This is a genomic window from Streptomyces sp. 840.1 (assembly GCF_003751445.1).
GTDB lineage: Bacteria > Actinomycetota > Actinomycetes > Streptomycetales > Streptomycetaceae > Streptomyces.
Map to the genome: position 1 here is coordinate 649,348 of NZ_RJUU01000001.1, position 12,900 is coordinate 662,247.

The 12,900-nt window shown below is 70.9% G+C and carries 14 protein-coding genes and 1 tRNA gene; 10 read left to right on the plus strand and 5 right to left on the minus strand.

The genetic code is table 11. The features are described from left to right. Positions 1 to 177: 177 nt before the first annotated feature. On the minus strand, positions 178 to 837 hold the full coding sequence (locus tag EDD93_RS02855; RefSeq protein ID WP_123523664.1) for an alpha/beta family hydrolase: 660 nt from the start codon (positions 835 to 837) through the stop codon (positions 178 to 180). Positions 838 to 878: 41 nt separating this feature from the next. Continuing rightward, positions 879 to 1,694 carry an SOS response-associated peptidase gene (locus EDD93_RS02860; protein WP_123523665.1) on the minus strand — a complete coding sequence of 272 codons (816 nt, stop codon included), beginning with the start codon at positions 1,692 to 1,694 and terminating at the stop codon, positions 879 to 881. 65 nt (positions 1,695 to 1,759) lie between these two features. Between EDD93_RS02860 and EDD93_RS02865 the strand changes: the two genes are divergently transcribed. From EDD93_RS02865 to EDD93_RS02880, 4 genes are all read left to right on the plus strand, one after another. After that, on the plus strand, positions 1,760 to 2,473 hold the full coding sequence (locus tag EDD93_RS02865) for a M50 family metallopeptidase (protein WP_123523666.1): 714 nt from the start codon (positions 1,760 to 1,762) through the stop codon (positions 2,471 to 2,473). Between the two features lie 93 nt (positions 2,474 to 2,566). Beyond that, positions 2,567 to 3,907 (plus strand): 3-phosphoshikimate 1-carboxyvinyltransferase, encoded by a 1,341-nt coding sequence (gene aroA / locus EDD93_RS02870; protein ID WP_123523667.1) that lies wholly within the window; start codon positions 2,567 to 2,569, stop codon positions 3,905 to 3,907. A 3-nt stretch (positions 3,908 to 3,910) separates the two neighbouring features. Beyond that, positions 3,911 to 4,927 carry a ribosome small subunit-dependent GTPase A gene (gene rsgA / locus EDD93_RS02875; protein ID WP_123523668.1) on the plus strand — a complete coding sequence of 339 codons (1,017 nt, stop codon included), beginning with the start codon at positions 3,911 to 3,913 and terminating at the stop codon, positions 4,925 to 4,927. Between the two features lie 97 nt (positions 4,928 to 5,024). Beyond that, on the plus strand, positions 5,025 to 5,348 hold the full coding sequence (locus EDD93_RS02880) for a multidrug efflux SMR transporter (protein WP_024492250.1): 324 nt from the start codon (positions 5,025 to 5,027) through the stop codon (positions 5,346 to 5,348). 33 nt (positions 5,349 to 5,381) lie between these two features. Here the strand turns inward: EDD93_RS02880 and EDD93_RS02885 are convergent, their stop codons facing one another. Beyond that, positions 5,382 to 6,011, minus strand: coding sequence for a TetR/AcrR family transcriptional regulator (locus EDD93_RS02885; RefSeq protein WP_123523669.1), 630 nt, complete (start codon positions 6,009 to 6,011; stop codon positions 5,382 to 5,384). A 121-nt stretch (positions 6,012 to 6,132) separates the two neighbouring features. On the opposite strand from EDD93_RS02885, the gene hisN reads away from it, so the two are divergent. Together hisN and EDD93_RS02895 are read left to right on the plus strand one after the other, a co-directional pair. Further along, a complete protein-coding gene (gene hisN, locus EDD93_RS02890) occupies positions 6,133 to 6,933 on the plus strand; it encodes a histidinol-phosphatase (RefSeq protein WP_123523670.1) in 801 nt (266 codons plus the stop codon). Positions 6,934 to 7,129: 196 nt separating this feature from the next. After that, on the plus strand, positions 7,130 to 7,531 hold the full coding sequence (locus EDD93_RS02895; RefSeq protein ID WP_123523671.1) for a cyclic nucleotide-binding/CBS domain-containing protein: 402 nt from the start codon (positions 7,130 to 7,132) through the stop codon (positions 7,529 to 7,531). Between the two features lie 66 nt (positions 7,532 to 7,597). Here the strand turns inward: EDD93_RS02895 and EDD93_RS02900 are convergent, their stop codons facing one another. Next, positions 7,598 to 9,067, minus strand: coding sequence for a catalase (locus tag EDD93_RS02900; RefSeq protein ID WP_123523672.1), 1,470 nt, complete (start codon positions 9,065 to 9,067; stop codon positions 7,598 to 7,600). Positions 9,068 to 9,218: 151 nt separating this feature from the next. Between EDD93_RS02900 and EDD93_RS02905 the strand changes: the two genes are divergently transcribed. The 4 genes from EDD93_RS02905 to EDD93_RS02920 all read left to right on the plus strand — a co-directional run bounded on the left by EDD93_RS02905 (position 9,219) and on the right by EDD93_RS02920 (position 12,680). Continuing rightward, complete coding sequence (locus EDD93_RS02905) at positions 9,219 to 9,638, plus strand: Fur family transcriptional regulator (RefSeq protein ID WP_123523673.1); 420 nt, start codon at positions 9,219 to 9,221, stop codon at positions 9,636 to 9,638. A gap of 176 nt (positions 9,639 to 9,814) precedes the next feature. Continuing rightward, complete coding sequence (locus EDD93_RS02910) at positions 9,815 to 10,633, plus strand: ABC transporter ATP-binding protein (protein WP_123523674.1); 819 nt, start codon at positions 9,815 to 9,817, stop codon at positions 10,631 to 10,633. Next, positions 10,630 to 11,499 carry an ABC transporter permease gene (locus tag EDD93_RS02915; protein WP_123523675.1) on the plus strand — a complete coding sequence of 290 codons (870 nt, stop codon included), beginning with the start codon at positions 10,630 to 10,632 and terminating at the stop codon, positions 11,497 to 11,499. The genes EDD93_RS02910 and EDD93_RS02915 overlap by 4 nt, the downstream gene beginning before the upstream one ends. A 32-nt stretch (positions 11,500 to 11,531) precedes the next feature. Further along, positions 11,532 to 12,680: an ABC transporter substrate-binding protein gene (locus EDD93_RS02920; RefSeq protein WP_123523676.1), complete on the plus strand. Its 1,149-nt coding sequence runs from the start codon at positions 11,532 to 11,534 to the stop codon at positions 12,678 to 12,680. Between the two features lie 77 nt (positions 12,681 to 12,757). Here EDD93_RS02920 and EDD93_RS02925 read toward each other — a convergent pair. Then, positions 12,758 to 12,831: transfer RNA gene (locus EDD93_RS02925), tRNA-Met, on the minus strand. Between the last annotated feature and the right edge of the window lie 69 nt (positions 12,832 to 12,900).

The following is a 12,900-nucleotide window of genomic DNA, read 5'->3' on the forward strand; positions in this document are numbered from 1 at the left end:
TGCCCGCTCGGGAGTGGTCCTGGCCGCATGCAGCACCGTCCACTCCAGGTCAGCGGCGTTCGAGCGACGCGGGCAGATGGTCGAACCCATGCGACGGACTCCCTCTCCACATACGACGTTGGTGTACCGACACACGGCACAACAGTGGCCCCCCGCCCAACATTCCCGGCTGCCGCGTCAGGCGATTTCGGCCACCCATCCGGTCACGGCCGAGGTGAGGATCTCCATCGCCTGATCCTCGGTCACCCCCGACCGCTTCGGTACGGCGAAGCCGTGGTCCCCGTGCGGCACCTCGGCGATCCGGTACTCCCCCGGCGGGAATTCGGCGGGCCTGCCGAACGGGTCGTTGCCGCCCTGGACGACGAGGGTGGGCACGCCGGAGCCCAGCAGTTCGTCCGCGCGGGACTTCTCCGGCCTGCCCGGAGGGTGCAGCGGGAAGCTGAGCGCGAGGACGGCGCGGGCGCCGAGTCCGGCCGCGGTGCGGCAGGCCACCCGGGCGCCCGCGCTGCGCCCGCCGGCCACGACCGGGAGCCCGGCGGCCGCCAGAACCGGCCACAGGCCGCGCCAGCCGGTGTCCAGGGTCTTCGGGGCGGGCGCGAGCTTCTTCCCGGCGACCCGCCAGGGCTGCTCCACCAGAGCGACGCTCACTCCGTGGGCGGGCAGTGCGGCGGCCAGCGCCCGCAGGTCCCGGGCCTCGATGCCGCCGCCTGCGCCGTGGCCCAGGGCGAGCAGGAGGCGGGGGTCCTTCGCGGGCAGCCAGCTGATCCGGGCGGTCCCGGCCTCGGTGTCTACCGTCTCGGTGCGGGGGTCCTTCTCGGTGGCTTTCACACCACCCATCCAACCAACCCCCGGCGGGCCGGCCGGGGTCCGGCGCGTACCTAGAACAGCGTGCCGACCTCGGGCGCGGCCAGCTCGTCCTTCAGCTCGGGTCCGTTGTTGCGGACGTTGCTGACGGCGGTGGCCACCGGGTAGGCGCGCATCAGGCCGCCGGGCGGGGGCGTGAGCAGGCCGCGCAGCTCGTCCAGGTCGGTGTGCGAGGGGTCCAGCCAGTCGTCCCAGCGGTCCGGGGTGAGCATCAGCGGCATCCGGGGGTGGATGTCGGCGAGCGCGGCGGGCCCCTCGGCGGGGGCGACGGCGAGCGGGCTCGTCTCCGCCTCGGTGGTGATCACCGAGCAGGTCACCCACCAGGCCCGGGGGTGGTCATCGGGCAGGGTCCGGTCGCGCCAGAACTCGTAGAGCCCGGCCATCGCGAAGACCGAACCGTCGGCGGGGGTCACGAAGTAGGGCTGCTTGCGGGGCCGCTTCTTGCGCCCCTTCTCCTCCAGCTGCCGTTCCTCGCTGCCGGTCACCCACTCGTAATAGCCGTCGGCCGGCAGGATGCAGCGGCGCGAGACGAAGGGGCGGCGGAAGGACGGCTTCTCGTGCACCGTCTCGGCGCGGGCGTTGATCATCCGGGCGCCGCCCTCCAGCGATTTGGCCCAGGAGGGGACGAGCCCCCATTTCAGTGCGCGCAACTGGCGAACCGGACGCTGGTCATCCGCGTCTTTCACCGGACGCTCCAGTACGGCGTAGACCTCCTTGGTCGGCGCCACGTTGTAATCGGGCTCCAGCGTCTCGGCCGGTTCCCACTTCTCCACCTGGAAGAGTCCGGTCAGATCCTCGGGCCGCCGACTCGCTGCATACCGTCCGCACATAAGTGCCAGACTGCCACGACCGTCACCCCGACCGGACGTCAATACCGCAAGGAGCCGCCCGCGCCATGGACAGCACCGATCTCGGCAATCTCTGGGACCGCGTCTTCGGCACCCAGCCGGCCCCCGAGCAGTGGCTGGTCGTGGTGACCGCCACGGCCGCGCTCATCGCCGTCGTGCCGAACTTCATATGGCGGCTGACCCGCAACGCGATCACCATCGCCCACGAGGGCGGGCACGGACTCATCGCGCTGCTGAGCGGGCGGCAGCTGTCGGGCATCCGGCTGCACTCGGACACCAGCGGGCTGACGGTGAGCCGGGGCAAGCCGACCGGCATCGGCATGGTCCTCACCGCGGCGGCGGGCTACACCGCGCCACCGCTGCTCGGGCTGGGGGGCGCCTGGCTGCTGGCCAACGGCCGGATCACGCTGCTGCTCTGGCTGGCGACGGCGCTGCTCGCGGTGATGCTGGTGATGATCCGCAATGTGTACGGGGCGCTGACGGTGATCCTCACCGGTTCGCTCTTCCTGCTGATGTCGTGGCTGGCCTCACCCGCCTGGCAGTCGCTGTTCGCGTACAGCGCGGTCTGGTTCCTGCTGCTGGGGGGCGTGCGCCCGGCCTTCGAGCTGCAGTCCAAGCGGCGGCACGGCGGTGCGCCGGACTCGGACGCCGACCAGCTGTCCCGGCTGACGGACGTACCGGCGGCGCTGTGGCTGTTCCTGTTCCACGCCGTTTCGCTCTGCTCGCTGATCGGCGGCGGGCGCTGGCTGCTGGGCCTGTGACCCCGCCGCCCCCTCTACCACCCTCGCGTTACGTCCCGGTTTCCGCGCATTTGATCAAGATCCGGGTTTGCGTGGAGCCATTAAAGTAAGCGCATGACCGAAAGTTCCGTGCACCCCGCCCTCTGGCCCGCCCCTCACGCGAGCGGAGCCGTCGACGCGACCGTCACCGTGCCCGGATCGAAGTCGGTCACCAACCGCGCGCTGGTGCTGGCCGCGCTCTCCTCGGAGCCCGGCTGGCTGCGCCGGCCGCTGCGCTCCCGCGACACCCTGCTGATGGCGGACGCGCTGCGCGCGATGGGCGTCGGCATCGAGGAGACGATCTCCTCCAGCTCGTCGGTCGCGGGCGGCCCGGACGGCTCCGGCGAGGCCTGGCGGGTCATCCCGGCCGGTCTCCACGGCCCGGTCACCATCGACGTCGGCAACGCGGGCACGGTCATGCGCTTCCTGCCCCCGGTGGCGGCCCTCGCCGACGGCCCCGTCCACTTCGACGGCGACGCCCGGTCCTACGAGCGCCCGCTGAACGGGGTGATCGACGCCCTGCGGGTGCTCGGCGCCCGGATCGACGACGACGGGCGCGGCTCGCTGCCGATGACGGTGCACGGCGGCGGCGCGCTGGACGGCGGCCCGGTCGCGATCGACGCGTCCTCGTCCTCCCAGTTCGTCTCGGCGCTGCTGCTGTCGGCGCCGCGCTTCAACCAGGGCGTGGAGGTGCGTCACACCGGCACCCGGCTCCCGTCTATGCCGCACATCCGGATGACCGTCGACATGCTGCGGGCCGTCGGCGCCCAGGTCGACGAGCCGGAGACGGGCGGCGAGCCGAACGTCTGGCGGGTCTCCCCCTCCGCGCTGCTCGGCCGTGACCTGACCATCGAGCCGGACCTCTCCAACGCCCAGCCGTTCCTGGCCGCGGCGCTGGTCACCGGCGGCCGGGTCACCGTGCCGGACTGGCCGCTGCACACCACGCAGCCCGGTGACGCGCTGCGCGAGATCTTCACCGCGATGGGCGGCAGCTGCGAGCTGACCGAGCACGGCCTCACCTTCACCGGCTCCGGACGTATCCACGGCATCGACGTCGACCTCGGCGAGGTGGGCGAGCTGACCCCGGGCATCGCGGCGGTCGCGGCCCTGGCCGACTCCCCCTCCACCCTGAGCGGCGTGGCCCATCTGCGGCTGCACGAGACGGACCGGCTCGCCGCGCTCACCAAGGAGATCAACGAGCTGGGCGGCGAGGTCACCGAGACCGCCGACGGCCTCCACATCCGGCCGAGGCCGCTGCACGGCGGTACCTTCCATACGTACGACGACCACCGGATGGCCACCGCCGGGGCGGTCATCGGCCTTGCCGTCCCCGGAGTGGAGATCGAGAACGTGGCGACGACCGCCAAGACCCTGCCCGACTTCCCGCAGATGTGGACCGGAATGCTCGGGGCCTGAGACATGCGCCGCTACGGCAAGAACCCCGACGAGGACGACATCCGGGTCCGCCCCAACCGCAAGGGCAACCGGCCCCGTACGCATATCCGCCCCAAGCACGAGGACGCCGAGGAGGGCATGGTCCTCACCGTCGACCGGGGCCGCCTCACCTGTCTCGTCGAGGGCCGCACGGTCATCGCGATGAAGGCCCGTGAGCTGGGCCGCAAGGCAGCCGTGGTGGGCGACACCGTCTCCATCGTCGGCGATCTGTCCGGCGACAAGGACACCCTCGCCCGGATCGTCCGGATCGGTGAACGCCGCTCGGTGCTGCGCCGGACGGCTGACGACGACGATCCCTTCGAACGGGTGGTGGTCGCCAACGCGGACCAGCTCGCGATCGTCACGGCGCTGGCCGATCCGGAACCCCGCCCGCGCATGATCGACCGCTGTCTGGTCGCCGCGTACGACGGCGGGCTCTCGCCCCTCCTGGTGCTGACCAAGTCCGATCTGGCCTCCCCGGACAAGCTGCTGGAGGCGTACACCCCGCTGGGCGTGCCGTTCATCGTCACCAACCGCGAGGAATTGGAGAACGGCGACGCGGCGGAGCGGGTCCGCGAGCAGCTCAACGACCGGGTGACGGCGTTCGTCGGGCACTCCGGCGTCGGCAAGACCACGCTGGTCAACGCCCTGGTACCGAAGGACAGACGGCGTACCACCGGGGTCGTCAACGCGGTCACCGGGCGCGGCCGCCACACCACCACCTCGGCGCTGGCCCTGCCGTTGCCTGACTACCGGGGCTGGGTCATCGACACCCCGGGCGTCCGCTCCTTCGGCCTGCACCACATCGACCCGTCCCGGGTCATCAACGCCTTCCCCGACCTGCAGCCCGGCACCGAGAACTGCCCGCGCGGCTGCACCCACGACAGCCAGCAACCGGAATGCGCGCTGGACGCCTGGGTGGCCGACGGGCACGCCGATCCGGCCCGGCTGGACTCACTGCGCCGGCTGCTCTCCACCCGGGAGCGACGCGAAGGCGACTGATCCGGGCACGTTTGCGATCACTCGCCACCGGTAAGTGCATAATCACGAATCACGCCCAGCGGTACGAGGCGGTCACCGATGCGGGAGGGCACTGACGATGGCGTGGCTGCTGGTGGTGGTCGCCGGACTTCTGGAGACGGGCTTCGCCGTCTGTCTGAAGCTCTCGCACGGCTTCACCCGGCTCTGGCCGACCATCGCGTTCTGCGTCTTCGCGCTCGGCAGCTTCGGTCTGCTGACCATGTCGCTGAAGAAGCTCGACGTCGGACCCGCCTACGCGGTGTGGACCGGCATCGGGGCCGCGGGCACCGCCATCTACGGCATGATCTTCCTCGACGACGTGGTCTCCACGCTCAAGCTGATCTCGATCTCGCTGGTGATCCTCGGCGTGATCGGGCTCCAGCTCTCGGGGTCCTCGCACTGAGCCTCTCGGGGTCCTCGCACTGAGCACCGGGCCTCAGCATCCCGGGGCCGCGGAATCCGCAGCCCGCTCGACCACCTCACGCACCAGTGGCGCCCCGTCCCCCGCCGCCCCTGGCTGCGGGGGCACCAGTGCGTAGGACAGGGCGAGCCGCAGGGCGAGTTCGCAGGTCACGGCCAGGGCCGCCGGGTCGTGCGGCGGGCGCCCGTCGTCCAGGACGGCCACCGCTCGGTCTCTGACGTGCCCGAGCAGTTCGGCGGGGGTCGGCGGTCCCGCGTCGGCCGGGCGCTGCGACGGCACGGGCGAGCCGGCCGGGCGGGCCCGGTGGGCGGGGTGCGGTAATCGGTCCTCCCAGCAGCCCGTGAGCAGCCCTCGGAGCAGGCCGTCCGTACGGGTGGCCCGGACCGTCCAGGCCGCGGTGGCGGCCAGCCTGTCGCCGGTGCCGCCGGCTGTTCCCAGCGCCCGCTCGACACCGGCCAGGTAGGCGTCGGCGGCCCGCCGGACCAGGGCGCGGGCCAGTCCGTCCTTGCTGCCGAACTCGTTGTAGAGGGTCTGCCGGGAGACTCCGGCGACGGCTGCCACGTCGACCATCCGCACGGCCGGCCAGGGCCGGGTGCTCAGGGCCGCGTGGGCGGCGTCCAGCAGTGCGTCTCGCGCTGTCGGCATCATCGCCTCCCACGCCGGGGCCTGCGTTTCAGAGTTGACGCGCTCCCCCGGACTGTCAAGAGGCTGGGCAGCGTCCGGGGCCCTGTGGCTCCGCTCACCCATGGTCGATACTGTGACGGTCATGCCCGATTACCACGATGATCTGCGCCTCGCCCACGTGCTGGCCGACGCCGCCGACGCGACGACGATGGACCGGTTCAAGGCTCTGGACCTCAAGGTCGAGACGAAGCCGGACATGACGCCGGTGACCGAGGCCGACAAGTCCACCGAGGAGCTGATCCGCGGCCACCTCCACCGGGCCCGCCCGCGCGACGCGATCCTGGGCGAGGAGTACGGGATCGAGGGGACCGGTCCCCGGCGCTGGGTGATCGACCCGATCGACGGAACGAAGAACTACGTACGCGGCGTGCCGGTCTGGGCGACGCTGATCTCGCTGATGGAGGCGGGTGAGGACGGTTTCCAGCCGGTCGTCGGCCTGGTGTCCGCGCCCGCGCTGAACCGGCGCTGGTGGGCGGCGAAGGGCGCGGGGGCGTTCACCGGCCGCAGCCTGACCTCGGCGTCCCGGCTGCAGGTGTCGAAGGTGGAGCGGATCGCGGACGCGTCGTTCGCGTACTCCTCGCTGACCGGCTGGGAGGAGCAGGGCCGGCTCGACGGCTTCATGGATCTGACCCGGGCCTGCTGGCGCACCCGCGGGTACGGGGATTTCTGGCCGTACATGATGGTCGCCGAGGGATCGGTCGACATCTGCGCCGAGCCCGAGCTGTCACTCTGGGACATGGCGGCCAACGCGATCATCGTGGACGAGGCGGGCGGCCGGTTCACCAGCCTGGACGGAGTCTCGGGGCCGGGCGGCGGCAACGCTGCGGCCTCGAACGGAACGCTCCACCACGAACTGCTGGGCTATCTGAACCAGCGCTACTGACCGTTGCGGACCGGACCGTACGGCGCTGAGCAGGCGCACCGGTCACACGAGGGGCGTGCCGCACCACCGCGCGCCCCTCGGACGATCTTCACCACCCCTTGTTGCCACCCCTGAACAGTGCGACTCTGAGAGTCCCCCCGCTTGTGAACTTGTGAACCGACTCACAGAGTCGCTCACGAAGGAGGTGGCTCCTTTCATGCTCGTCCGTGACGCCATGAGCACGGTGGTCCTCACCATCGGCCCCGCCCACACCCTCCGCCAGGCAGCCCGGCTGATGTCGGCGCGCCGGATCGGAGCAGCAGTCGTCCACGACCCGGACACCTGCGGTCTCGGCATCATCACCGAGCGCGACATCCTGAACGCGGTCGGATCCGGCCAGAACCCCGACGTCGAGACCGCCGCCAAGCACACCACCACCGATGTGGTCTTCGCCGCGCCGGCCTGGACCCTGGAGGAGGCGGCCGAGGCCATGACGCACGGCGGCTTCCGGCATCTGATCGTGCTGGACGACAACGGCCCGGTCGGCGTCGTGTCGGTGCGCGACATCATCCGCTGCTGGGCACCGGCGGGCCGTCATCCGGTGGAGCTGGTCGGCTGAGCACGCCTGCGGAAACGGCCGGCCGGCCCCCGTACAGGGGGACCGGCCGGCCGGGGCAGGCGGCTGTCAGCCGCGGAGGGCCTGGACCGCCGCTTCCAGCCGCTTGCCGAAATCTCCGTCGGCCTGACGGAAGTTGTTGATCGCCCGCTCGGCGATGTCGTCGCGCGAGACCTTCGAGATGAACCCGGCGAGGTTGTCGATCAGCCGGGCCTTCTCGTCCTCGGAGTAGAGCCGGTAGAGGTTGCCCGCCTGGACGAAGTCGTCGTCCTCGGCGTGCACGGCGGCCTCGTGGGTGCCGGTGCCGCCGGTGACCTGGGTGGGCTCCCACAGCGGACGACCGGTCTGGACCGGGCCGCCGAAGCTGTTCGGCTCGTAGTTCTTGGCGCCCTTGTGGCGGCCGTCGTACAGGGAGCCGTCACGGCCGTGCGTCCGCGCCTCGGCGGCGTGCGGGCGGTTCACCGGCAGGTGGTCGGCGTTGATGCCGACGCGGTAGCGGTGCGCGTCGCCGTACGCGAAGAGGCGGCCCTGGAGCATCTTGTCCGGGGACGGGCCGATACCGGGCACGAAGTGCGCGGGGCTGAAGATCGACTGCTCGGTCTCCGCGAAGACGTTGTCCGGGTTCCGGTTGAGCTCCAGCTTCCCGATCTCGACCGGCGGGTAGTCCTCGTGCGGCCACACCTTGGTGAGATCGAAGGGGTTGAAGCGGTAGGTGGCAGCCTCTGCCGCGGGCATGATCTGGACCTGCACGGTCCAGGACGGGAAGTCGCCGCGCTCGATCGACTCGCGCAGATCGCGCTGGTGGCTGTCCGGGTCCTCGCCGGCCAGCTTGTTGGCCTCGTCCTGGGTCAGGTTCCTGATGCCCTGGTCGGTCTTGAAGTGGTACTTGACCCAGAAGACCTCGCCGGCCTCGTTGTTCCACTGGTAGGTGTGCGAGCCGAACCCGTTCATGTGGCGCAGCGTGGCCGGGATGCCTCGGTCGCCGAAGAGCCAGGTCACCTGGTGGGTGGACTCGGGCGACAGCCCCCAGAAGTCCCAGACGTTGTCCGCCTCCTGCGAGCCGGTGTACGGGTCGCGCTTCTGGGTGTGGATGAAGTCGGGGAACTTGATGGCGTCCTTGATGAAGAACACCGGGGTGTTGTTGCCGACGAGGTCGTAGTTTCCGTCCTCGGTGTAGAACTTCAGCGCGAAGCCGCGAGGGTCACGCACCGCGTCGGCGGAGCCGAGGTTGCCGGCGACGGTGGAGAAGCGCAGGAAGGTCTCGGTCTGCTTGCCGACCTCGGAGAGGAACTTCGCCCGCGTCCACTGCGAGACGTCTCGGGTCAGCGTGAACGTGCCGTACGCACCGGCGCCCCGGGCATGCACGACGCGCTCCGGAATGCGCTCCCGGTTGAAGTGCGCGAGCTTCTCCATCAGCGACTGGTCCTGCACCAGTACCGGACCACCGATGCCGGCGGTCTCGCTGTTCTGGTTGTCGGCGACCGGTGCTCCGGTCTCTGTGGTGAGCGGTCCCTGCGTCACGTGCGCCTCCTGCGTCATTCCTGCACATTCGTCATGTCGTCATGGCGTGCACAGCCTGTCCCCTGGCCTGCGTCGAACTCGATCCTACATTGGACTTAATCCAAGTCAAGCAGACATCCAGAGTCACACGAGTTCGGAACAGGACCCCTCCACTGCTAGGATTGCCCTTATGAGTGACCTGCTGGAACGACTTCGTGGACGCGGCTGGCGCATGACCGCACAGCGGCGCGTCGTGGCCGAGGTGCTCGACGGGGAGCATGTGCACCTGACAGCCGACGAGGTCCACGCACGGGCCGTCGACCGGCTGCCCGAGATCTCCCGGGCCACCGTCTACAACACGCTGGGCGAGATGGTGACGCTCGGTGAGGTCATCGAGGTCTCCACCGACCGCCGGGCCAAGCGTTACGACCCGAACGCCCACCGCCCCCACCACCACCTGGTCTGCGCGAACTGCGGGGCCATCCGCGACGTGCACCCGGCGGGCGACCCGCTGGCGGACCTGCCGGCCGGCGAACGCTTCGGCTTCATGGTCTCCGGCGTCGAGATGACCTACCGGGGCATCTGCCCGAACTGCGCAGCGGCCGCCTGACTTCACCCCTCCCCCAGCCCCGCACCGGACACTCCGGCGCGGGGCTTCTTCGCATGCGCCCGCGCACTGACCCCCGCGCACCCCCTTCCCGAATCTGACGGGTCGTCATATCGTCATCGGCGATCACCGCCGCCCCGCGGCGGCTCCGCACCTCGATTGCGTACGAGGAGAGACCCGTGGGAGACCCGCACCCGAACCCACCCCCCGCGCCACCGCCGTCCACCGACGCCCCCAAACTCCGCGCCCGCTCCCTCGCCCGCTCCTTCGGACGGGGAGCCAAGGCCCTGGCCGCCCTCGGGCCGGTCGATCTCGACATCGTGCCGGGCGAGTTCGCCTGCATCGTCGGCCCGTCCGGCTGCGGCAAGTCCACCCTGCTCAGGATCGCGGCCGGACTGCTGCGGCCCAGCGCCGGCGAGCTGTCCATCCGTACGGCATCGCCCCGGCCCGCCGCGATGATCTTCCAGGACTACGGGATCTACGACTGGAAGACCGTCCTGGCCAACGTCCGCTTCGGCCTCGACATCCAGCGCGTCCCCCGCAAGGAGGCCGACGCCAGGGCGCACGACTGGCTGTCCCGGATCGGTCTCGCCGAATTCGCCGGCGCCTACCCGGCCGCGCTCTCGGGCGGGATGCGCCAGCGGGTCGCGATCGCCCGCGCACTCGCCGTCGAACCCGAGGTCCTGCTGATGGACGAGCCGTTCGCGGCGCTCGACGCCCAGCTGCGCACGATCCTCCAGGACGAGTTGCTGGAGCTCACCCAGACCACCCGCACCACCACCCTCTTCATCACCCACAGCCTGGAGGAGGCGATCGTGCTCGGGGACCGGGTGCTCGTGATGTCCGCCCGCCCCGGCCGGATCATCGCCGAGCACCGCCCGCCGTTCGAGCGGCCCCGCACCGGCGACATCCGCTCGACACCGGAGTTCACCGCGCTGAAGAGCGAGTTGTGGGACCTGCTGCGCGGCGAGGTCCGCGGAGAGGCGGCCCTGGTATGAGCACCGCCGTGAAGTCCGCGACCACCGACGAGCAGGTGCTGGTCCGCAGGCCCGGCCCGCAGGAACTGCATCCGGTACGCACCCACCGCAGGCGCCGCACGCTCGAAATCGCGCTCGCCGTCGCCGTACCGCTGCTCCTGGTGCTGCTGTGGCAGCTGGCCGCCGCCAGGTCCTGGATCGACGACCGGGTCTATCCCGCGCCCTCCACCATCTTCGCGGACGGCTGGGACCGGGCCGCCGACGGCGATCTGTGGCCCGACGTGTGGGCCACGCTCAAACGGGTCCTCGGCGGCTACGCGATCGGCACGGTCGCGGGCTACGCGCTCGGCCTGCTGATGGGCTCGCTCGCCCTGGTGCGGGCGGCGCTGGAACCCTTGCTCGACGCCCTGTACGTCGTACCGAAACTGGCGCTGCTGCCGGTCTTCCTCAACATGTTCGGACTCGGTGAGGGGCCGCAGATCGCCCTGGTCGCCGCCACCGTCTTCTTCTTCGTCTGGATCTCGACCATGGCGGCCGTGCTCGCCGTCCCGGTCGGCCACCGGGACGCGGGGCAGGTCTTCGGCGCCTCGCCCTGGCAGATGTTCCGGCACGTGCTCCTGCCGGCCTCGCTGCCCGCGGTGCTGGTCGGCGCCCGGATCGCGGCCGGCGTTGCGGTGCTGGTCATCGTCGCCTCGGAGCAGATCGCGGCGGCCGACGGACTGGGCCATCTCATCTTCGACTCCCGGGCCCTGTTCCAGAACGACGTGATGTTCGTCGGCATCGTCTGTGTGGCGGTGCTCGGCGTCGTCTTCTCCGAAGTGGTCCGGATAGCGGGCCGGCTGCTCACCCCCTGGGCCCCGCGCGACCGGGGCCGCAGCCAGTCGTGACCAGCAACCCTCGTTCCCCGTACGGAGGCACTGTGCGCACACGTACCCCCTTCACCTGCACCGTCGTGCTCGTGGCGGCTTCGCTGCTCGGCGCCGCGGGCTGCGCCGGGAAGGACTCCCCGGGCGACGGCTCCGCCGGCTCCGCCGCACCCCGGACCGTCAAGCCCGTGGCGGGCTGCGGCGCCGGGAGCTGGACGGACCCCTCGGACCTCTCCCCCGACCGCAAACCCGCCCGCTGCGAGAAGGGGGCACCCGCGCCCCGGCCGCCGGCGAAGAAGCGGAAGATCGTCCTGGCCACCGGCACCCTGAGCGCGGAGTACGTGGCTCCGCTCCAGGTCGCGGTGGCCAAGGGCGAGTTCGCGAAGGAGGGCCTGGACGTCCAGCTGAAGGTGCTCCCCACCCCGGACGCCCTGCCCCTGCTCGCCAAGGGGGACGTCGACGCCCAGTGGGCGGCGCCGGAGGTCGCGGTGATGAACGGCATCAACGGCGGCTTCGACATCAAGTGGGTCGCGGGCAACTTCTCCCCCGACCCGGCCTCCAAGAGCGGCCTGTGGGTACGGCTCAAGGACGGCGAGAGCGCCGGTCACGTCGATATGGCGGGCCGGAAACTCGGCACGATGATCGGCAAGGGCTCGGTGATCGCCTACCCGATGGACACCTCGCTGAAGAAGCACGGCGGCGGCCTAGACAAGATCAGCTTCCAGCAGCTCGGCTCCGCAGACGTGCTGACCGCCCTGCAGAACGGGGGCGTGGACTCCGCCTGGCTGCTCGACCCGATCTGGCGCAAGGTGGACGGCGACAAGAAGTACGCCTTCCTCGGCGGCCAACCGGCCGGCGAACCGCTCGGCGGACTCCTGTTCGGCCCGAACCTGCTGAACGAGGACCCGGACGCGGGCGTCGCCTTCCTGCGGGCCTACATCCGGACGGTGAACACCTACTTCGCCGGCGACTACAAGTCCGACCCCGCCTTCGTCAGCGAGCTGGCGAAGCTGATGAAGACCGACGAGGCCACCCTGCGCTCGACCCCGTCGATGCGGATGGACTGGGAGATCCGCGCGGGCACCACGGACCGGGTGCAGAAGGCGTACGCCGACTCGGGCGTCGAGACGGGCACGCCGGTACCGGAGGACAAGGCCGTGGACCGGGCAATGTACGGCGAGGCCGTGGGCCACAAGCCCTGAGCGGGGCCCGTGCCGCACGGGACGGGAACATGCACAGAGGGCCGGATCCCCGAAAGGATCCGGCCCTCTGTCTTTAGTAGCGGGGACAGGATTTGAACCTGCGACCTCTGGGTTATGAGCCCAGCGAGCTACCGAGCTGCTCCACCCCGCGCCGTTGTGATCCCCACATTACGTCACCCCTCCGGACCAGCGCAAATCACTTCCCTGCCACGCCCCGCCC